General features: G+C 60.0%; 15 protein-coding genes, 4 tRNA genes and 2 pseudogenes. 20 read left to right on the forward strand and 1 reads right to left on the reverse strand.

Going from position 1 to position 19736, the window contains the following annotated elements; genetic code table 11:
• Positions 1–99 precede the first annotated feature (99 nt).
• Positions 100–438 (reverse strand): P-II family nitrogen regulator, encoded by a 339-nt coding sequence (locus tag ON753_RS08920; protein WP_265962186.1) that lies wholly within the window; start codon positions 436–438, stop codon positions 100–102.
• Positions 439–804: 366 nt separating this feature from the next.
• Between ON753_RS08920 and ON753_RS08925 the strand changes: the two are divergent.
• The 20 genes and pseudogenes from ON753_RS08925 (at position 805) to nuoF (ending at position 19724) form a co-directional block, all read left to right on the forward strand.
• Positions 805–2338: pseudogene (locus tag ON753_RS08925) on the forward strand (NAD(P)H-hydrate dehydratase).
• A 91-nt stretch (positions 2339–2429) separates the two neighbouring features.
• Positions 2430–2514: transfer RNA gene (locus tag ON753_RS08930), tRNA-Leu, on the forward strand.
• Positions 2515–2769: 255 nt separating this feature from the next.
• A complete protein-coding gene (tig, locus tag ON753_RS08935; protein WP_265962187.1) occupies positions 2770–4119 on the forward strand; it encodes a trigger factor in 1350 nt (449 codons plus the stop codon).
• Between the two features lie 201 nt (positions 4120–4320).
• Positions 4321–4950 (forward strand): ATP-dependent Clp endopeptidase proteolytic subunit ClpP, encoded by a 630-nt coding sequence (clpP, locus tag ON753_RS08940; protein ID WP_265962188.1) that lies wholly within the window; start codon positions 4321–4323, stop codon positions 4948–4950.
• A 244-nt stretch (positions 4951–5194) separates the two neighbouring features.
• Entirely contained in the window at positions 5195–6460 is a 1266-nt protein-coding gene (gene clpX / locus ON753_RS08945; RefSeq protein ID WP_265962189.1) for an ATP-dependent Clp protease ATP-binding subunit ClpX, read from the forward strand.
• 339 nt (positions 6461–6799) lie between these two features.
• Positions 6800–9229 (forward strand): endopeptidase La, encoded by a 2430-nt coding sequence (gene lon, locus ON753_RS08950; RefSeq protein ID WP_265962190.1) that lies wholly within the window; start codon positions 6800–6802, stop codon positions 9227–9229.
• A gap of 203 nt (positions 9230–9432) precedes the next feature.
• On the forward strand, positions 9433–9693 hold the full coding sequence (locus ON753_RS08955; RefSeq protein ID WP_323054708.1) for an HU family DNA-binding protein: 261 nt from the start codon (positions 9433–9435) through the stop codon (positions 9691–9693).
• Positions 9694–9867: 174 nt separating this feature from the next.
• On the forward strand, positions 9868–10524 hold the full coding sequence (locus ON753_RS08960) for a hypothetical protein (protein WP_265962191.1): 657 nt from the start codon (positions 9868–9870) through the stop codon (positions 10522–10524).
• A gap of 239 nt (positions 10525–10763) precedes the next feature.
• Positions 10764–10839 (forward strand) — tRNA-Val (locus tag ON753_RS08965).
• A 389-nt stretch (positions 10840–11228) separates the two neighbouring features.
• A pseudogene (locus tag ON753_RS08970) lies at positions 11229–11504 on the forward strand (Na/Pi cotransporter family protein); the annotation flags it as partial.
• A gap of 67 nt (positions 11505–11571) precedes the next feature.
• Positions 11572–12825, forward strand: coding sequence for a Na/Pi cotransporter family protein (locus ON753_RS08975; RefSeq protein WP_265962192.1), 1254 nt, complete (start codon positions 11572–11574; stop codon positions 12823–12825).
• A 288-nt stretch (positions 12826–13113) separates the two neighbouring features.
• Positions 13114–13190 (forward strand) — tRNA-Asp (locus ON753_RS08980).
• A gap of 71 nt (positions 13191–13261) precedes the next feature.
• A tRNA-Asp gene (locus tag ON753_RS08985) sits at positions 13262–13338 on the forward strand.
• A gap of 507 nt (positions 13339–13845) precedes the next feature.
• Positions 13846–14211: an NADH-quinone oxidoreductase subunit A gene (locus ON753_RS08990; protein ID WP_264417550.1), complete on the forward strand. Its 366-nt coding sequence runs from the start codon at positions 13846–13848 to the stop codon at positions 14209–14211.
• A complete protein-coding gene (locus ON753_RS08995; RefSeq protein WP_264417549.1) occupies positions 14202–14780 on the forward strand; it encodes a NuoB/complex I 20 kDa subunit family protein in 579 nt (192 codons plus the stop codon). The genes ON753_RS08990 and ON753_RS08995 overlap by 10 nt, the downstream gene beginning before the upstream one ends.
• 89 nt (positions 14781–14869) lie before the next feature.
• Positions 14870–15475: an NADH-quinone oxidoreductase subunit C gene (locus ON753_RS09000; RefSeq protein ID WP_265962193.1), complete on the forward strand. Its 606-nt coding sequence runs from the start codon at positions 14870–14872 to the stop codon at positions 15473–15475.
• Positions 15476–15487: 12 nt separating this feature from the next.
• Positions 15488–15922 (forward strand): GFA family protein, encoded by a 435-nt coding sequence (locus tag ON753_RS09005; protein ID WP_264417547.1) that lies wholly within the window; start codon positions 15488–15490, stop codon positions 15920–15922.
• Positions 15915–17099, forward strand: a complete 1185-nt coding sequence (locus ON753_RS09010) for an NADH-quinone oxidoreductase subunit D (protein WP_265962194.1) — start codon at positions 15915–15917, stop codon at positions 17097–17099. Before ON753_RS09005 ends, ON753_RS09010 begins: the two co-directional genes overlap by 8 nt.
• 81 nt (positions 17100–17180) lie before the next feature.
• Complete coding sequence (locus tag ON753_RS09015; RefSeq protein ID WP_265962195.1) at positions 17181–18413, forward strand: NADH-quinone oxidoreductase subunit E; 1233 nt, start codon at positions 17181–17183, stop codon at positions 18411–18413.
• Between the two features lie 9 nt (positions 18414–18422).
• A complete protein-coding gene (nuoF, locus tag ON753_RS09020; protein WP_265962196.1) occupies positions 18423–19724 on the forward strand; it encodes an NADH-quinone oxidoreductase subunit NuoF in 1302 nt (433 codons plus the stop codon).
• Positions 19725–19736: the final 12 nt, after the last annotated feature.

Here is a 19736-nt window from a genome sequence, read left to right on the forward strand (position 1 = left end):
GTGAACAGTTGGGTTTGGTTCCGGCCAGGCAGGGCGTCATACCTTCGGCTCCTTTGCGCAGACCGGAATTCGGATTACCGGCAGGCGCCGGAATGGGGGTCAGATAGCGTCGATGCCGGACTCTCCGGTCCGGATGCGCACAGCTTCTTCAATATTGGATACAAAGATCTTGCCGTCGCCAATGCGACCGGTTTGCGCGGCGGAGCGGATCGCTTCGACGGCTTTTTCGACCATTTCGTCGCCAAGCACGATTTCCACCTTAACCTTCGGCAGGAAGTCCACGACGTATTCCGCGCCGCGGTATAATTCCGTGTGGCCCTTCTGACGGCCAAAACCCTTGGCTTCGGTCACGGTTATGCCCTGAAGGCCAACCTCCTGCAGAGCTTCTTTGACCTCGTCCAGTTTGAAGGGTTTGATGATCGCCTCGATCTTTTTCATCACCTTGTGTCTCTCTCCATATCTGGCCGGAAGTGTTCGCAGGCCCTTGCCTCAGGCAGGCTTAAGGTCCAACAGACCCGGAGGCCGTTGGGGACCGTTGCAGGCTTCAAAGCATGATGCGTGCCAATCCGGGAACAATGATCCCAATTTCTTTCGGAGCCGGGAATTCCGCCACTAAAAGCGGCAACTTTCTCGCCTTGGGCCGCACTGTAGCACTGCCCTGCGCGAGATATTGATCAAAAAATATGCACCTCGCCTAAAAAATGAGCGCAAATGCGACCTCCATTCGTGTTCCACGCTTCCGCTCGACAAAAATCAGGCGCCTGTGCACAGTACCGGCACAGGAGTATGTGAGATCGGCAGGCAATGACAAGCAACAGATATAAATCGGAAGCGGTATTGCTGACGCCGGAGGAAATGGGGCGGGCCGACCGGTTGACCGTTGAAAGGGGCGTGCCGGGCATCGACCTGATGGAGCGGGCCGGCCAGGCCGTTGCGCGCGCGGCTGAACGTATGGTCTCCGGCATCCGGCCCATCCTCGTGCTGTGCGGTCCGGGAAACAACGGCGGCGACGGCTTTGTTGCGGCGCGGTACCTCGCGGCCGCCGGTCACTCTGTCGATGTCCGGCTGATCAGGCCGGCGGAACATCTCAAGGGAGATGCGCTCGAAGCCTTCGGTCATATGGAGTTGCCGTACGCCGCGGCGCTGGAGGGCGATGGTGTCGCAAGCGATTTGACCCCGGCGCTTGAACGCGCGGAACTCGTCATCGACGCCTTGTTCGGTGCAGGGCTGGACAGGCCGCTGTCGGGAGCGGTGCTTGCGCTTGTGGAAGCGGTTAATCGGTCCGGCGTTCCTGTCCTTGCCGTCGATCTGCCTTCAGGCCTCAATGGAGCGGACGGCGCGATCCTGGGCGGGGCGATAAAGGCGCGCGCGACGATAACGTTTTTCCGCGAAAAGCCGGGGCATCTGCTCTTTCCGGGCCGGGGCCTGTGCGGCAGGGTGAGCGTTGCCGATATCGGCATCCGGCCGGACGTGCTCGATCAGATCGCGCCCGCGACCTTTCACAATTGCCCGGACCTCTGGTTGAGCTCCTGGCCGCGCCCTGATCCGGCGGGTCACAAATATACCAGGGGCCATGCGGTCGTCTTCAGCGGGCCGATGGCCAGAACCGGGGCCGCAAGGCTGGCGGCGGGGGCAGCGCTCAGAGCCGGAGCCGGACTGGTCACCCTGGCATCACCCCCGATGCGATGATGGTGAATGCCAGCCACCTGACGGTGGTGATGCTGAATAAAGTGGCGGATGTGGATGCCATCCCCGGATTTCTTGCCGACAAGCGGCTCAACGCCGTCCTGATCGGGCCGGGCTACGGGGTAGGCGATGAAACCTGTGCGGCGATCGCTGCCATTCTGGAATGCCGCAGGGCCGTGGTGCTCGATGCCGACGCACTGACAAGTTTTGCGGCGGATCCGGATGCGCTATTCGCGCGCATCAAGGCGGCCCGGTCGCCGGCCGTTTTGACGCCGCATGATGGAGAATTCGCCCGGCTGTTTCCCGACATCGAGGGCGACAAACTCAAGCGCGCCCGTGAGGCGGCAGTGCGTTCGGGAGCAGTGGTCCTTCTGAAAGGGCCGGACACGGTTGTCGCCGCGCCTGACGGCCGGGCCGCGATCAACCGCAACGCGCCCCCTGGCTGGCGACGGCCGGGGCGGGAGACGTTCTTGCCGGCATCATTGCCGGCCTGCTGGCGCAGGCCGTTCCCGGCTTCGAGGCTGCCTGCCAGGCCGTCTGGCTGCACGGAGAAGCCGGCAACGCAGCCGGTCCGGGCCTGACGGCGGAAGACCTGGCGCCCGCCCTGATGGCGCCGATCCGTGCACTTGTGGACAAATCCGGGGAGGCTTGAGAGCACCTTGCCGCTTTTTCCTTTGACGGGGAAATCTGCGGTGCTATAGAGGCCCCGCTTCAAATACAGGGCCTGCCCGTGCCCTTAAGATGCGGATGTGGTGAAACTGGTAGACACGCCAGATTTAGGTTCTGGTGCCGCAAGGCGTGGGGGTTCAAGTCCCTCCATCCGCACCATCAGCGTTGTTCATGTTCCGTTGCAGGCGTTCCGGGTCCCGGCAGCGATTTTGCGCCAAATCCCCTAATCCCCTTGACACTTTGGGGCCCAAGCTTTATCGCGCTCCCATCGTGCGTCTTGGAGCTTTCCCAGGGCGATGCATTGCCGTTTGAACGCTTCCGGCAAAAGGGAAGTGCTGGCAATGCGGCACACGGAATTCTAAAAACAAAACCTCCGGGGCGGATTGCCGCTCGGGACCGAGGACGACAAAACCCATGCAGGTAACCGAAACCCTCGCCGAGGGCCTCAAGCGAGAGCTCAAAATCGATGTTCCGGCGAACGATCTCGCCAGCAAGCTCGATGACTATCTGAACGAGCTTAAAACCAAGGCTAACATCAAGGGCTTCCGCCCGGGCAAAGTTCCGGTCGGGCACCTGAAAAAGATGTATGGCCGCCAGGCCATGGCCGAGATCCTGTCGAACACGATCCAGGAATCCACCCAGAAGGCCGTTGAGGAGCGCTCCGAGCGCCCGGCGCTGACGCCGGAAATCGACCTGCCGGAAGAAGATGCGGAAAAGATCCTGGCCGGCGACGCCGATCTGTCCTTCACGATGACCTACGACGTGCTGCCGGAATTCGAGATCATGGATTTCTCCGGCATTGAAATCGAGCGCCCGGTCGTCGAAATCGCCGACGAGGAAGTCGACCAGCAGATTGCCGAAATCGCCAAGAACAACACGCCGTTCGACACGAAGGATGGTCCCGCCGAAAGCGGCGACAGGATCACCATGTCCTATGTCGGCAAGATCGACGGCGAGCCGTTTGAGGGCGGTGCCGACGAAAACGGCATGCTGGTACTGGGCTCCGGCCAGTTCATCCCGGGTTTTGAAGATCAGCTGATCAACCTCAAGGCCGGCGACGAGAAGGTCGTCGAACTGACGTTCCCGGAAGACTACCCGGCGGCGCATCTCGCCGGCAAGGCAGCCACCTTTGACGTGACCGTCAAGGACGTTGCGGCGCCCGGCGAAGCCACCGTTGACGATGACTTCGCGAAAGGGCTCGGCCTTGAGTCCCTCGACCAGCTGAAGGAAATCGTGCGCGGCCAGATCGAAAGCCAGTTCGGCGCCTTGACCCGCCAACGCGTCAAGCGCCAGCTGCTCGACAAGCTTGACGAGCACTATTCCTTCGACCTGCCGGAGAAACTGCTCGAATCCGAGTTCGACGTCGTTTGGCGCCAGGTCGAAGAAGACATGAAGCGCAACGAAAAGACTTTCGAGGACGAAGAGACCACGGAAGAAGAGGCGAAGGCGGAATACCGCAAGATCGCCGAGCGCCGTGTCCGCCTCGGTCTTGTGCTGTCCGAGATCGGTGAGAAGAACGACATCCAGGTCACCGACGAAGAACTGCAGCGCGCTCTTTACGATCGCGTCCGCCAGTTCCCGGGACAGGAGCAGCAGGTGTTCGAATTCTACAAGAACAACCAGCAGGCCCTTGCGTCCCTGCGGGCACCGATCTACGAGGAAAAAGTCGTCGATTACATTCTGGAGCTTGCCAAGGTGAGCGACAAGACGGTGACCAAGGAAGAGCTGGAAAAGCTGGTCGCGGAGGATGAGGACGACGCGTAATCGCGTTCTCCCCGAAATCCCCGGATGCGGTGGCAGATTTAACTTTGCCTTCATGCCGCATCTGTCATGTCATTGCGTTGAGGGCGACATCCCGTATATACGGGATGTCGCTTTTTTCGAGTCAGGCCCTGATCGATGCGCTCAGGGCCTGTGTCCAGTCCGGCCGAATGCCGGGCGTCATCTCAAGCTTATGGATGAGGTATGAAGGATCCTGTCGATATCTATATGAACACACTCGTGCCGATGGTTGTCGAACAGACAAACCGGGGCGAGCGGGCCTTCGATATCTACTCGCGCCTGCTGAAGGAGCGCATCATCTTCATGACCGGTCCGGTCGAAGATCACCTGGCGACCCTGGTATGCGCGCAGCTACTGTTCCTGGAGTCCGAAAACCCGTCAAAGGAGATCGCGCTCTACATCAATTCCCCGGGCGGTCTTGTTACCTCCGGGCTCGCGATCTACGATACGATGCAGTTCATTCGACCGGCGGTGTCGACGTTGTGTATCGGTCAGGCTGCCTCCATGGGCTCGCTGCTTCTGGCCGCCGGTGAAAAGGGCATGCGGTTCAGCCTGCCGAATGCGCGGGTGATGGTGCACCAGCCGTCGGGCGGGTTCCGCGGCCAGGCCGCAGATATCATGCTTCATGCACAGGAAATCCTGGCAATGAAGCGCCGGCTCAATGACATCTACGTGAAGCATACCGGTCAGACCCTCGACCAGGTTGAAGAAGCGCTCGAACGCGACAACTTCATGACTGCTGACCGGGCCAAGGAATTCGGAATCGTGGACAAAGTGATCACCGACCGAGCAACTCTTGGCGACGACAGCTAAACTGAACAGAGAAACCCGGTCTTAATCATGGATTGAGATTCCGGGGGAAACGCCGGAAAAACCAAGGTTGGTGCCGGGTTTTCATCTTCGCCTTAAACCTATATTGATTTTTAATGGCGAAGCATGGTGACATCAGACTTTGAAGTGGCGCGCCGTTGCGTCGCTTCATTGCCGGTTCGGTCATAATTTGGCCCCAACCGGAAAGATAAGGGGATATACTCCCCGTAAACGCGAGGTTGACTACATGACAAAGGCCAGCGGCAGCGATTCCAAGAATACGCTCTACTGCTCCTTCTGCGGCAAAAGCCAGCATGAGGTTCGCAAGCTGATCGCCGGCCCGACTGTTTTCATTTGCGATGAATGTGTCGAGCTGTGCATGGATATCATCCGCGAGGAAAACAAATCCTCGCTGGTGAAGTCACGGGACGGGATCCCGACCCCTCAGGAAATTCGCGATGTTCTCGATGACTATGTCATCGGCCAGGGCGGTGCGAAGAAGGTTCTGTCGGTCGCGGTTCACAACCACTACAAGCGCCTGAACCACGCATCGAAAAACAACGATGTCGAACTGGCGAAGTCCAACATTCTGCTGGTCGGACCGACCGGTTGCGGCAAGACGCTTCTGGCGCAGACGCTTGCCCGCATCCTGGACGTGCCGTTTACCATGGCCGATGCCACCACGCTGACCGAAGCAGGCTACGTGGGCGAGGACGTTGAAAACATCATCCTGAAGCTCCTGCAGTCCGCCGACTACAATGTCGAACGCGCGCAACGCGGCATTGTCTATATCGATGAGGTCGACAAGATCAGCCGCAAGGCCGACAATCCGTCGATCACGCGGGACGTGTCCGGCGAAGGTGTGCAGCAGGCGCTCCTGAAGATCATGGAAGGCACGGTTGCTTCCGTTCCGCCGCAGGGCGGCCGCAAGCACCCGCAGCAGGAATTCCTGCAGGTGGACACGACCAATATCCTGTTCATCTGCGGCGGCGCCTTTGCCGGTCTGGACAAGATCATCTCCGATCGCGGTACCCAGACCTCCATCGGCTTCCAGGCCCAGGTCCATGCCCCGGAAGACCGCCGTATCGGCGAGCTGTTCGCGGAGCTGGAACCGGAAGATCTGCTGAAATTCGGTCTCATCCCGGAATTCGTCGGCCGTCTGCCGGTGATCGCAACGCTGGAAGACCTGGACGAAGAAGCCCTGGTGACGATCCTGACCGAGCCGAAAAACGCCCTGGTCAAGCAGTATCAGCGTCTCTTCGAAATGGAACAGGTGGAGCTTTCCTTCCACGACGAAGCCCTCAAGGCCATTGCCCGCCGGGCGATCGACCGCAAGACCGGTGCCCGCGGCCTGCGGTCCATCCTGGAGTCGATCCTGCTCGACACCATGTACGAGTTGCCGGGACTGAAAGGCGTGAAGGAAGTCGTGATCTCGCCGGAAGTGGTGAAAGGCGAGGCACGCCCGCTTTATATCTACGAGGACCGGGAAGAAACCTCCGCGACCAGCGCCTGAGGCTGATCCATCCGGTCCTGATATGAGAAGTGAATAAATGCCGCTCCCTGTGAGCGGCATTTTGCCTTCCTGGCAGGTTTGTGCGGTGCCGGCGGCGATATCCACCAGCGTTGCGAGTCGTCAACAGACAAGACCTCTCTATTGCGCCGCATTACCTTGACACGGGCAGTTCAGGTGTCCACCTAATAGACCGAAAGGACGGCTCGTGCGGATCGTCAGTACGCCCAATTGGGGTTCTGCGGTCCGGCCAATCGGGACTTCTGAACCGAAAGCCGTTATCCAGTGTCCAGGCTGCCTTTTATCGAGTGGGGCCAGGGCACGTCGAGAAAGGATAAAAACATGAGCGACGCACCAACCCGCGCCACCGACTCGGACAGCACCGCTGTCTATCCCGTATTGCCCCTGCGCGATATCGTCGTCTTCCCGCACATGATCGTGCCGCTGTTTGTCGGCCGCGAAAAATCGATCAAGGCGCTGGAAGAGGTGATGACCACGGACAAGCACATCCTTCTGGCGACCCAGATGAATGCGGCGGATGACGATCCGAATCCGGATCAGATCTACAATGTCGGTACGCTTGCCACCGTTCTGCAATTGCTCAAGCTGCCGGACAATACCGTGAAAGTCCTGGTTGAGGGCGGCGCACGCGCGCAGATCGGTGACTACACCGACCGGGCCGACTATTTCGAAGCCTCGGCAACGGTTCTGCCTGAACGCGACGGCGAGAACATTGAAATAGAAGCTTTGGCGCGCTCCGTCGTTTCCGAGTTCGAGAACTATGTGAAGCTGAACAAGAAGGTTTCACCGGAAGTGCTCGGAGCCATCAATCAGATCGACGATTACTCCAAGCTGGCCGATACGATCGCGTCGCATCTTGCCATCAAGATCCCTGAAAAGCAGGAGATCCTCGGCATCGTTTCCGTTGCCGAACGGCTGGAGCGCGTGCTCGGCATGATGGAGAGCGAGATCTCCGTCCTGCAGGTGGAAAAACGCATCCGCTCCCGCGTCAAGCGGCAGATGGAGAAAACCCAGCGCGAGTACTATCTGAATGAGCAGATGAAGGCCATTCAGAAGGAGCTCGGCGACAGCGAGGACGGCCGCGACGAAATCGCGGAGCTTGAGGAAAAGATCAAGAAGACCAAGCTGAGCAAGGAAGCCCGCGAGCGCGCGGCTGCGGAGATCAAGAAGCTCAAGCAGATGAGCCCGATGTCCGCGGAAGCGACCGTGGTACGCAATTACCTTGACTGGATGGTCGGCATTCCGTGGAACAAGAAGTCCAAGGTCAAGCTCGACCTGGCTTATGCCGAGAAGGTGCTCGACACCGACCACTACGGCCTCGAAAAGGTCAAGGAGCGGATCGTCGAGTATCTCGCGGTCCAGAGCCGGGCGAACAAGCTGCGCGGCCCGATCCTCTGCCTAGTCGGTCCTCCCGGCGTCGGCAAGACCTCCCTCGGCAAGTCGATCGCCAAGGCCACCGGCCGTGAGTTCGTCCGTATGTCGCTTGGCGGCATGCGCGATGAAGCGGAAATCCGCGGTCACCGCCGCACCTATATCGGCTCGATGCCCGGCAAGGTCATCCAGTCGATGAAGAAGGCCAAGAAATCCAACCCGCTCTTCCTGCTCGACGAGATCGACAAGATGGGCATGGATTTCCGCGGCGATCCGTCTTCGGCTCTGCTTGAGGTGCTCGATCCGGAACAGAACTCGACGTTCATGGACCACTATCTGGAAGTCGAATACGACCTTTCGGACGTGATGTTCGTGACCACGGCCAACACGCTGAATATTCCAGGTCCGTTGATGGACCGTATGGAAGTGATCCGCATTGCCGGCTACACGGAACAGGAAAAGGTGGAAATCTGCCGCCGTCACCTCATTCCGAAAGCGGAAAAGGATCACGGTTTGCGCGAAGGTGAGTTCTCCATCGAGGACGAGGCCCTGCAGTTCATCGTCCGCCGCTACACCCGCGAAGCCGGTGTGCGTAACCTTGAGCGCGAATTGGCGACCCTGGCCCGTAAGGCGGTCAAGGACATCCTGATGAGCGACAAGGAAAGCGTCACGGTGACGACGGAAGTGGTCGAGAAATATCTCGGCGTTCCGCGCTACCGCTACGGTGAAGCGGAACTGGAGGACCAGGTCGGTGTTGTCACCGGTCTTGCCTGGACCGAGGTTGGCGGTGAGCTCCTGACCATCGAAGGCGTGATGATGCCGGGCAAGGGCAAGATGACCGTGACCGGCAACCTGAAGGAAGTGATGAAAGAATCGATTTCGGCAGCGGCCTCCTATGTCCGCTCGCGTGCAATCGACTTCGGCATCGAGCCGCCGACCTTCGACAAGAAGGACATTCACGTCCACGTGCCGGAGGGCGCAACGCCGAAGGACGGTCCGTCCGCCGGTATTGCGATGGCGACCGCGGTGATCTCGACCCTGACCGGCATCCCGGTACGCCGTGATGTGGCCATGACCGGCGAGATCACCCTGCGCGGCCGCATCCTTCCGATCGGCGGGTTGAAGGAGAAGCTGCTTGCTGCACTGCGTGGCGGCATGAGGCTGGTGATGATCCCGGAAGACAATGCCAAGGACCTGGCAGAGATTCCGGACTCGGTCAAAAACTCGCTCGAAATCATCCCGGTTTCCGGCATGGAAGAGGTGCTGAAACATGCTCTCGTCCGGCTGCCGGACCCGATCGAATGGGATGAAACCGCCGCCGAGGCAGCCGCCAAGGCACGTGAGTCGGACGACGAAAAGGCAGGCCTTTTGGCCCACTGACGGCCATTTTGCACTGCAAAAGAAGTCAAGCCCCGGGAAATCCGGGGCTTTTCTTTTGAATAATCGGTCAAAATGGCGGTTTTCTGCGAAAAAACCACTTGCGTTTCAGTTCAATTCGCACGAATTTCGCGCAACGGCGCTGACAGGAATCGTCGGCACTCTGCCGTTTCTTAGAAAGGTATCTGCTATGAATAAAGAACGATTTGATCGCAGCTGTTGCAGAAAAGACCGGCCTCACCAAGGCGCAGGCGGGCGAAGCAGTTGACGCAACCTTTGAAGCTGTCACAGAAACCCTGAAGGGCGGCGATGAAGTCCGTATCATCGGATTCGGCAACTTCACGGTTTCTGAACGTGCTGCAACCGAAGGCCGCAACCCGCGGACTGGCGAAACGATCCAGATCCCGGCTTCTAAGACGCCGAAGTTCAAGGCTGGTAAAGGCCTGAAAGACGCTGTGAACGCTTAATCGTTCGAAGACAGTTTCGACAAGGACCCCGTACCTGCATTTCAGGTGCGGGGTTTTTTCTTGAGCAGAATCAGCTTTTGGTTGTTCCTTGTCCGTATTGCATTCTATCGTTCGAGTTGGCCGGTGCGCTGTAAAATGCAATCCGTGTTCCGACGCGATGGACGGGAGTGGTGAATGACGCTGAATGCTCTCATCAAACGCCGCCAGCGGGCGCTGTTCGAGGCCTGGGTGCGCAATCCGCTGGTTCAGGTGCAGGTGGAACATCCGGAGTATCTCGGCCGCCTGGTTTTTCTGGGCGATTTCGATGACACCGTAGAAACCGCGCAGGCGGGGAGGCGAAGCCTGAAGAACGTCGCCATCGTCAACAAACCCGGCAATCCCGATGTGAACACCAGCGTCTGGGTCCGGGCGGGCTATTCGTCCTATCAGAAGGCCTGGCTGGGATTCGTCGAACAGGTCTACGGCATAAAGGCGACAGCCAACGATCTCGCCGGCTACAATATCGATCACCTGCTCAACAAGGCACGCAGTCCGGACAAGGCCGGTTTCATCCGGATCGAGGCGATTAACGACGCGGTCAATCAGGACTGGGGCCGCCTGTTCGAACGGGCGGCAAGCAATCCGGATTTCAGCGCAAATCAAAAGCGTTTCCGGCGGACGATGTCCTGGATCATTGCCGCCAAGCTCATGGAGCAGTCACCGCCGCGAGGACCAGGAGACCACGATGGCATCGCGCGGCTCGTTCAGTTTTTCAATCGGAATGGCCTGGCAGCGGACAACCCGCAGCGCGGCCTGACGGAGATGCTGGAATTTGCATACCGCTTTCAATAGGCCGAGAGGCCTCTGCAAGAGGCATGGCGGGCTGGCCTTTGCGGTTGTCCGGTATTGTTTGCGGCGCTCTGAATTCGGTTCCGCGTAACGGCCGGGCAGGGCTCGGACAGACGTGGCCCCGGGCCTTCAAACACTGGCGGTTTCCATCATCCACAGGCCGGTCTGAGCGAGAGGATTTTCTTTCGATTTGCACTTGCCAAGCGGAATGGGACCACCTAAAAGGCGTCTCACCTCGTTGAGGGCGATTAGCTCAGTTGGTAGAGCGCTTCGTTTACACCGAAGATGTCGGGAGTTCGAGTCTCTCATCGCCCACCATTCTCCCAAAAATCCTGAACGAATGCAGCCGCTTGGCGGATGGCCCGTGTCTTTGACGGCCGGTTTGCGCCGCAGATTCGGGTCTGCGTGCATGTGCCGTGTGCCCTCTGCTTCGGCGAGCGCCGCAGGTCGTGGTTGACGTTTGCCGGCGTGCGCACGGAGCATGCTGTGTGTTTTCCGGCCGACGACTGGCGCTTTGCCACAATTTTGGGGCAGTGTGATGGCTTGGCCCGGCAACACGGAGCGCCTGGTTTCCTTTCTTCGATCGCTTCGATACACTTGCTCGGCTAAACAAAAAAACCGTTGCAAGGTAAAAGCTTACGTCGATGGCTATTCTGGTTCTGATAAAGATGCTGGGGGCAGTGATGCTGCTCCTTTATGCGGTCCGCATGGTTCGGACGGGCTTCGAACGGGCTTCGGGGTCAGCGCTGCGCAGAACCATAGGCAAGGCCTCGTCCGGTCCGCTGTCAGGGGCGGTCTCAGGCATGCTGGTTGCCATCCTGCTGCAGAGCGCCACGGCCGTTGCGATCCTTGCCGCCGGCTTCGCGACATCCGGCTTCATCACGACCGCGTCCGGACTCGCCGTCCTGCTCGGCGCCGACCTCGGTTCCGCCCTCGTTGTACAGTTCCTGGTCTTCGACCTCAGCTGGCTGATCCCGGTGCTGCTGGCTGCCGGAGCCTGGCTGTTCCTGAAGATAGAAGCTCGCATGGCGAAACAGGCGGGACGAGATCATGATCGGGATCGCGCTGATACTGCTGTCACTGCAGATGATCGGCGAGGCGACAGCGCCTTTGAAGGAGGCGCGCTTCATGCCGCAGGTGGCCGGCTATCTGGCCGAGGATGCGTCGACCGCGCTTGCCGTGGGAGCGTTGTTGGCTTTTCTGCTGCATTCCAGTGTCGCCACCGTGCTGATGGTGGCCGCCTTCGTTCAACAAGCGGGCCTGTCGATGGAGGCGGCCGTTCCGCTCGTCCTGGGGGCGAATGTGGGCGCCGGCCTGGTCGCCATTTGGCTGACGCGCGGAATGGACCGGAAGGCCAAGCTTCTGCCCCTTGGAAATTTCGTCTTCAGAACGGTTGGCGCGGTAGCGGTGCTGCTTGCGGTGAGCGCGATTGAAAATCCTTTTGCAGGAATTGACGCCGAGCCGGCGCTGCTGATCGTGGCCGTCCACGTCCTTTTCAATGTCCTGCTGGTCGTGTGCTGCCTCCCGCTGACAAAACCTCTGGCATGGCTGGTGGAAAAGGTGGTGCCGGAAGACCGCCGGGCGGAGGGCGAGGCGCGCCTCATGCCGCAAAGTGCGCTGGATCAGCGCGTCGTCGGCAATCCCCGGCTTGCGCTGGCCAGTGCGACCCGTGAACTGCTGCGCATGGGAGAGCTGGTCGAGGCAATGACAAGGCCGATCGTCATCATGCTGGAGAAAGGGAGCCCGGAGGAAATCACGGGCCTGCAACTGATGGATCGCAACGTCAATGCGATTCACTCGGCCATAAAGCTCTACATCGCCGAGGTGAACCGGGGTGAGCTTACCGCCGACCAGGCGGAGCGGAGCATGGAACTGGTCAGTTTTGCCGTGAACCTGGAGCGGGCGGGGGACCTGGTTGCCAAAAACCTGCTGGAACAGGCGCTGGAGCTTCACCAGAGGAAGATCAGTTTTTCCCAGCAGGGGCTGAAAGAATTGGCACGGATGCATGATCGTGTCCTGGCGAACATGCAATTGGCCCTGAACGTCCTGGTGTCAGGGGACGTTGCGTCGGCGCGGGAACTGATTGCCGAAAAGGACAAGATGCGGGAGATGGAGCGCGAATGTCACAACCGGCATCTTGAGCGGCTCAAATCAAGAACGCCGGAAAGCATGGAGACCAGCAACGCCCACCTGGAAGTGGTGCGGAGCCTCAAGGAGATCAATTCGCTGTTCGCCGCCGTGGCGGTGCCGATACTGGCCCGCGAGGGCCTGCTGCGCGATACGCGGCTGGTGCCGGCCGAATAGGGCGGCAGGCGACGCAGCCCCGGAGTGCCGGGCCGGGGTGCCGGAGTCGATCGCAAAACGGGTCGGGTACCTTGCCAGACAGTGCAGGCGTTGCCGAAAGGCACCGTTATTGACGTTGGGAAACAGTGAGTTATCCACATTGAACGGCGCGCTCTTTGAAGAGGAAAACCAAGCATGCTTGCCGCTTTGTCAAAAAACGGCAATTCGAAGCCTCCAGGGTGCTTGACTTCGCAATCCAGCCGCCGTACATCAGCGCCACTTCAGGGCGACAGCACGTCGCCTTGCGAAGCGGGTGTAGCTCAGTTGGTTAGAGTGCCGGCCTGTCACGCCGGAGGTCGCGGGTTCGAGCCCCGTCACTCGCGCCATTTCCCCAGTCGCCCTTGACCAAGACGTTCTTGGCATGTGACCGTGGAATGGTGCAAGATACCGTGAATGTGCGGGTGTAGCTCAGTTGGTTAGAGTGCCGGCCTGTCACGCCGGAGGTCGCGGGTTCGAGCCCCGTCACTCGCGCCACTCACGGATTGATCTTTGGCGTAAAGCCCTTATCTTGAACAGTTAAAGCAGAATGTAAGCTTACCGGCTGATTGAGCGGCATGCTTGACGCGGTATGCTTCCCATTGACGCACCCGATCCGGCATGTGAATGCGGATCGGCGCAGCGTCTTCAAATCGCTTGTTTTTTGCAGTTTTCGTTGATCGAAAACGATTCTAGCCTGGAGGTGGATTTCCATCTCGGGTGCGGCATATTTCCGGGCACTTTGTGCAAAGAAAATACCTTGCCGCAAAGCGGCTGAAATGAAGGAATTGTTGGTGCGAGGCCGGAAGTTGGTCCAACGATGGCAAGAGTTTGGCTGGCTTGGGGTCTTGCGTTGCAGCAGGTCGTAAGATAAGCGTGCGCTCGCATGTTGGTTTCATTGGCCGACGGGCCGAGCGTGACCGGTTGGCGATGTGGCCACGGGGTCTGCGGCCCCGGCAACGGATCACCTCCCGATCCGCCTCCATATGCAAGGACGCGAAAGACATGGAAGAACTCTTGCGGGAATATCTCCCGATTGCCGTGTTCGTCGGCATTGCCTTGGTGATCGGCCTCGCGCTGCTGGTTTCCCCGTTCATCCTGGCTTACAAGAACCCGGATCCGGAAAAGCTGACCGCCTATGAATGCGGGTTCAACGCATTCGATGACGCGCGCATGAAGTTCGACGTGCGCTTTTATCTGGTCTCGATCCTGTTCATCATCTTCGATCTCGAGGTGGCGTTCCTGTTCCCCTGGGCAACGGTGTTCGGGGAACTGGGCTGGTACGGGTTCTGGTCCATGATGGTCTTCCTTGGTGTCTTGACCGTCGGCTTCATCTATGAATGGAAAAAAGGAGCGCTGGAATGGGATTGACCACGACAGGACCGCTCGTCACGCAACAGCCCAAAGGCATTGTGGACCCGAACACCGGCAAGCCGGTCGGTGCCGATGACGCGTTTTTCCTCGAAGTGAACAATGAGCTGGCCGACAAGGGCTTTCTCGTCACTTCGACCGACAACCTGATCCAGTGGGCCCGCACGGGTTCGTTGATGTGGATGACCTTCGGCCTGGCCTGCTGCGCCGTCGAAATGATGCAGATGTCGATGCCGCGCTACGATGCCGAGCGGTTCGGCTTTGCGCCGCGCGCTTCTCCGCGCCAGTCCGACGTGATGATCGTCGCCGGCACGCTGACCAACAAGATGGCGCCGGCCCTGCGCAAGGTCTATGACCAGATGCCGGAACCGCGCTACGTCATTTCCATGGGGTCCTGCGCCAATGGCGGCGGGTACTATCATTATTCCTATTCGGTGGTCCGCGGCTGCGACCGCATTGTTCCGGTCGACATCTACGTCCCCGGATGCCCTCCGACCGCCGAGGCTCTTCTTTACGGCGTCCTGATGCTGCAAAAGAAGATCCGCCGCACGGGCACGATCGAACGGTAAAAATCTGCCGCGGGAGAGGCGGTGGATTTACTACGAATTGGACGCCCGGCGTCCGGCAAACTGGCTCCAGGGGAGTGAGGTCGAACACGATGGACGAGACTTTGAAGGAACTCGCTGAGCATATCGAGCTCGGCCTGGGTGAGTCCCTTGTGTCCTGGAAGATCGAATATGGTGAGCTGACGCTGACCGTGGACGCGACCGGAATTCTCGACGTGGTCCGCTTCCTGCGCGACAACAGCTCGTGCAAATTCGTCAATCTGACGGACATTTGCGGCGTCGATTATCCCGCGCGCGAAAGGCGCTTCGAAGTGGTGTACCACTTCCTGTCTCCAGTGCAGAACCAGCGCATCCGGGTCAAGATCGCGACCGACGAGACGACACCGGTCGCCTCGCTGACGCCTCTGTTTCCGGGCGCTGAATGGTTCGAGCGGGAAGCCTATGACCTGTACGGGATCCTGTTTTCCGGTCATCCGGACCTGCGCCGCATTCTCACCGACTACGGTTTCGACGGCCATCCGCTGCGCAAGGATTTCCCGGTCACCGGTTTTGTGGAAGTGCGTTACGACGACGAGAAGAAACGCGTCGTTTACGAGCCGGTCCGTCTGACCCAGGAGATGCGTCATTTCGATTTCCTCTCGCCATGGGAGGGCACGGACTACGTGCTTCCGGGCGACGAGAAGGCAACGACGAGTTAGGGCGGGGCAGGGATGAACGAACGGCTTTCAGGCAGCTGTCTTTGCGGTGCGGTGAAATTCACGGCAGTGCCGGAGAAGACCGAAATGGGCGTCTGCCACTGTGCCATGTGCCGGCGCTGGACCGGCGGCACCTTCATGGCGGTCGGCTGTGGCAAAAGCGTCGAAGTCGACGGAGAAGATGCCCTGGGCGTTTACAAGTCCTCAAATTACGGCGAGCGCGTCTTCTGCAGCAGGTGCGGATCGACCCTGTTCTGGCGTATGGCCGACGGATCCCACACCAGCGTTTCCGCCCAGGCCTTCGACGACCCGTCCATCTTCAAGTTCACCTCGGAAATATTCGTCGACGAACAGCCGGCCAATTACGCATTTGCCAATGACACGAGCAAAATGACCGGCCCGGAAGTCTTTGCCTATTTCGCACAACAGCAGGATCCTGAACATGGCTGAGGCTCAGGTTCGCAATTTCAACATCAACTTCGGTCCGCAGCATCCGGCTGCGCACGGCGTGCTGCGCCTAGTTCTGGAACTGGACGGCGAAGTCGTTACCCGTGTCGACCCGCATATCGGCCTTCTGCATCGCGGCACGGAAAAGCTGATCGAACAGAAGACCTACCTGCAGGCCATTCCCTATTTCGACCGCCTCGACTACGTGGCGCCGATGAACCAGGAACACGCATTCGCCCTGGGGATCGAGCGCCTGCTCGGCATCGAAGTGCCCAAGCGCGGCCAGCTGATCCGGGTGCTCTATTCCGAAATCGGCCGCCTGCTGTCCCATCTTCTGAACGTGACCACCCAAGCCATGGACGTCGGCGCCCTGACGCCGCCGCTCTGGGGCTTTGAGCCGCGTGAGGAACTGATGGTGTTCTATGAGCGCGCCTCAGGGTCGCGCATGCACGCCGCTTTCGTGCGCCCGGGCGGGGTGCACCAGGACCTGCCGCGTGATCTGCTCGATGACATCTGGGATTTCTGCGATCCGTTCCTGCACACGCTCGACGACATCGAAGGCCTTCTGACCGAAAACCGCATCTTCAAGCAGCGCAACGTCGATATCGGCGTGGTCGATCTGGACGATGCCTGGGCCTGGGGCTTTTCCGGCGTGATGGTCCGCGGTTCCGGTGCCGCCTGGGACCTGCGCAAGTCGCAGCCGTATGAATGCTATTCCGAGCTCGATTTCGACATTCCGATCGGCAAGAACGGCGACTGCTATGACCGCTACCTGCTCCGCATGGAAGAAATGCGCCAGTCGGTCCGGATCATGAAGCAGTGCCTGGAAAAGCTGACGGTCGAAACCGGACCCGTGTCATCGGCCCAGGGCAAGGTCGTGCCGCCGAAGCGCGGCGAAATGAAGCGCTCGATGGAAGCGCTTATTCATCACTTCAAGCTTTATACCGAAGGATATCACGTCCCGGCCGGGGAGGTGTATGCCGCGGTCGAGGCGCCCAAGGGCGAGTTCGGCGTCTATCTGGTCTCCGACGGCACCAACAAGCCGTATCGCTGCAAGATCAAGGCGCCGGGGTTCGCTCATCTCCAGGCGATGGACTTCCTTTGCCGCGGTCACCTGCTCGCCGACGTCTCGGCTGTGCTGGGTTCCTTGGACATCGTGTTCGGCGAGGTCGACCGCTGATGCGGGCGGCCCGCCACCAATTTTCGACCCTGGCAGCCGCCTGTCCGGCTCCGGTCACTTTGACAGAACGGGGATAAAACCATGGCAGTTCGCCGACTTGCCGCGGAACAACCAGAAAGCTTCGAGTTCACCGAGCGCAATCTCGCGTGGGCGAAGAAAGTGATAGACCGCTATCCGGCAGGCCGTCAGGCCTCCGCGGTCATTCCGCTCTTGTGGCGTGCCCAGGAGCAGAACGAAGGCTGGGTAAGCGAGCCGGCTATCCGCTACGTCGCGGACCTGCTCGACATGCCGAATATCCGCGTGCTGGAAGTGGCGACCTTCTACACGATGTTCCAGCTGCAGCCGGTCGGCAAGAAGGCGCATATCCAGGTATGCGGGACCACGCCGTGCCAGCTTCGCGGTTCTGAAGATCTGATCAAGATCTGCAAGTCGCGCATCGCCCAGCACATGCACGAGATTTCGGAAGACGGAAACTTCTCCTGGGAAGAGGTCGAATGCCTGGGCGCCTGTGTGAACGCGCCCATGGTGCAGATCTTCAAGGACACCTACGAAGACCTGACCGAAGAAAGCTTCAATCAGCTGATCGACGATATTGCCGCGGGCAAGGAAGTCACGCCCGGTCCGCAGAACGGCCGCCGTTTTGCGATGGCCGAAGGCGGACAGACGACGCTGACCGAAATTGATGACAACACCAAGGGCGAAACGCCCGTCCCACAGGTCGTCGACGGTGCCGAGAATGCGTCGCACAGCTTCGCCGGAGCCGCGATTAACGCGGGCGGCCACGATTTCAATGGTGTGCCGACCCCGGCTGAAGATGCCGTCGAGAAGGTGAGAGTGGCGTTTGGCGCAAGGGCGGCCAAGGCGCCAGCGGTCGCACCGGCCCCCAAGAAGGCCGAAGCCGAATCTGAGAAGAAGCCCGCCGCAGCAAAGAAAAAGGCGTCGAAGCCGGATGCCGGCACCCCGTCCAAGGCCAGTGCGCCCACGGCCGGTGAACCTCAGTCCGGCGCGGACGAAAAAGAGCCGGAGCTTCTGAAGAAAGCCCGCGGCGGAAATCCGGACAATTTGAAAATGCTCAAGGGCGTGGGTCCGAAGCTCGAAGCCACCTTGAACGAGCTCGGCATATTCCACTTCGACCAGGTGGCGAGCTGGGGACCGCAGGAAATCACCTGGGTCGACAGCCGCTTGAAATTCAAGGGCAGGATCGAGCGTGACGGCTGGATCGAGCAGGCAAAGACCCTCGCTTCCGGCGGGGAAACGGAATTTTCCAAGCGCGTGGAAGCCGGCGATGTGGCCTCCAGCAAGAGCGAAGAGTAGGGGGAAGAGATGCTGAAGGATCAGGATCGGATCTTCACCAATATCTACGGTCTGCATGATTGGGGCCTCAAGGGCGCGCAAAAGCGTGGCCAGTGGGACAACACCAAGGGTCTGCTCGACAAGGGGCGCGACTGGATCATTCAGGAAATGAAGGATTCCGGACTGCGCGGCCGTGGCGGCGCGGGTTTCCCGACCGGCCTGAAATGGTCGTTCATGCCCAAGGAATCCGATGGCCGGCCGGCCTATCTCGTCGTCAATGCCGACGAATCGGAGCCGGGCACGTGCAAGGACCGCGAAATCCTGCGCCACGATCCGCACACGCTGGTCGAAGGGTGTCTGGTCGCCGGTTTCGCGATGGGGGCGATTGCAGCTTACATCTATGTGCGCGGCGAGTTCATCCGCGAGCGGGAGCGCCTGCAGGCCGCCATCGACGAGGCGTATGATGCCGGTCTGATCGGCAAGAACAACAAGAACGGCTACGATTTCGACATCTACGTTCACCACGGCGCCGGCGCCTATATCTGCGGTGAGGAAACCGCACTGCTGGAGAGCCTGGAAGGCAAGAAGGGTCAGCCGCGGCTGAAACCGCCGTTCCCGGCCAATGTCGGCCTCTATGGCTGCCCGACCACGGTGAACAACGTCGAATCCATCGCAGTGGCGCCGACCATCCTGCGCCGCGGCGCGGCCTGGTTTTCCGCACTCGGCCGGCCGAACAACACCGGTACGAAGCTTTTCTGCGTCTCCGGCCACGTCAATCAGCCGGCGACCTTCGAGGAAGAGCTGGGCATTCCGTTCGACGACATGATCGAGAAACACTGCGGCGGTATCCGCGGCGGCTGGGACAATCTTTTGACGGTAATCCCGGGCGGCTCCTCCGTTCCGTGCCTGACGGCGGAGCAGATCAAGGAAGCGCCGATGGATTTCGACACGCTGCGCGGCATGGGCTCCGGCCTCGGCACGGCGGCGGTGATCGTCATGGACAAGTCCACCGACGTCATCAAGGCGATCGCGCGGCTGGCTTACTTCTACAAGCACGAAAGCTGCGGCCAGTGCACGCCGTGCCGCGAGGGCACCGGCTGGATGTGGCGCGTCATGGAACGCATGGTCAAGGGCGAATCCTCCTATGAGGAAATCGACATGCTGTTCAACGTGACCAAGCAGATTGAAGGCCACACGATTTGTGCGCTCGGGGATGCGGCCGCCTGGCCGATCCAGGGCTTGATCAGGAATTTCCGGCCGGTCATCGAGCAACGCATCGATGACTATGTCACCAAGTCGAAGGCACCTTCGACCATGGTGGCGGCTGAGTGAGCGGAACGGGAT

This window comes from Roseibium salinum (assembly GCF_026240905.1).
In the GTDB taxonomy this organism is placed as follows: Bacteria; Pseudomonadota; Alphaproteobacteria; order Rhizobiales; family Stappiaceae; genus Roseibium; species Roseibium salinum.

Coding starts and splice junctions, on each gene's coding strand:
- ON753_RS08960 (WP_265962191.1), top strand. CDS start 9,868: ATGACGCTGAATGCTCTCATCAAACGCCGCCAGCGGGCGCTGTTCGAG.
- ON753_RS09005 (WP_264417547.1), top strand. CDS start 15,488: ATGAACGAACGGCTTTCAGGCAGCTGTCTTTGCGGTGCGGTGAAATTC.
- ON753_RS09000 (WP_265962193.1), top strand. CDS start 14,870: ATGGACGAGACTTTGAAGGAACTCGCTGAGCATATCGAGCTCGGCCTG.
- nuoF (WP_265962196.1), top strand. CDS start 18,423: ATGCTGAAGGATCAGGATCGGATCTTCACCAATATCTACGGTCTGCAT.
- ON753_RS09010 (WP_265962194.1), top strand. CDS start 15,915: ATGGCTGAGGCTCAGGTTCGCAATTTCAACATCAACTTCGGTCCGCAG.
- ON753_RS08995 (WP_264417549.1), top strand. CDS start 14,202: ATGGGATTGACCACGACAGGACCGCTCGTCACGCAACAGCCCAAAGGC.
- ON753_RS09015 (WP_265962195.1), top strand. CDS start 17,181: ATGGCAGTTCGCCGACTTGCCGCGGAACAACCAGAAAGCTTCGAGTTC.
- lon (WP_265962190.1), top strand. CDS start 6,800: ATGAGCGACGCACCAACCCGCGCCACCGACTCGGACAGCACCGCTGTC.
- clpX (WP_265962189.1), top strand. CDS start 5,195: ATGACAAAGGCCAGCGGCAGCGATTCCAAGAATACGCTCTACTGCTCC.
- tig (WP_265962187.1), top strand. CDS start 2,770: ATGCAGGTAACCGAAACCCTCGCCGAGGGCCTCAAGCGAGAGCTCAAA.
- ON753_RS08975 (WP_265962192.1), top strand. CDS start 11,572: ATGATCGGGATCGCGCTGATACTGCTGTCACTGCAGATGATCGGCGAG.
- ON753_RS08920 (WP_265962186.1), bottom strand. CDS start 438: ATGAAAAAGATCGAGGCGATCATCAAACCCTTCAAACTGGACGAGGTC.
- clpP (WP_265962188.1), top strand. CDS start 4,321: ATGAAGGATCCTGTCGATATCTATATGAACACACTCGTGCCGATGGTT.
- ON753_RS08990 (WP_264417550.1), top strand. CDS start 13,846: ATGGAAGAACTCTTGCGGGAATATCTCCCGATTGCCGTGTTCGTCGGC.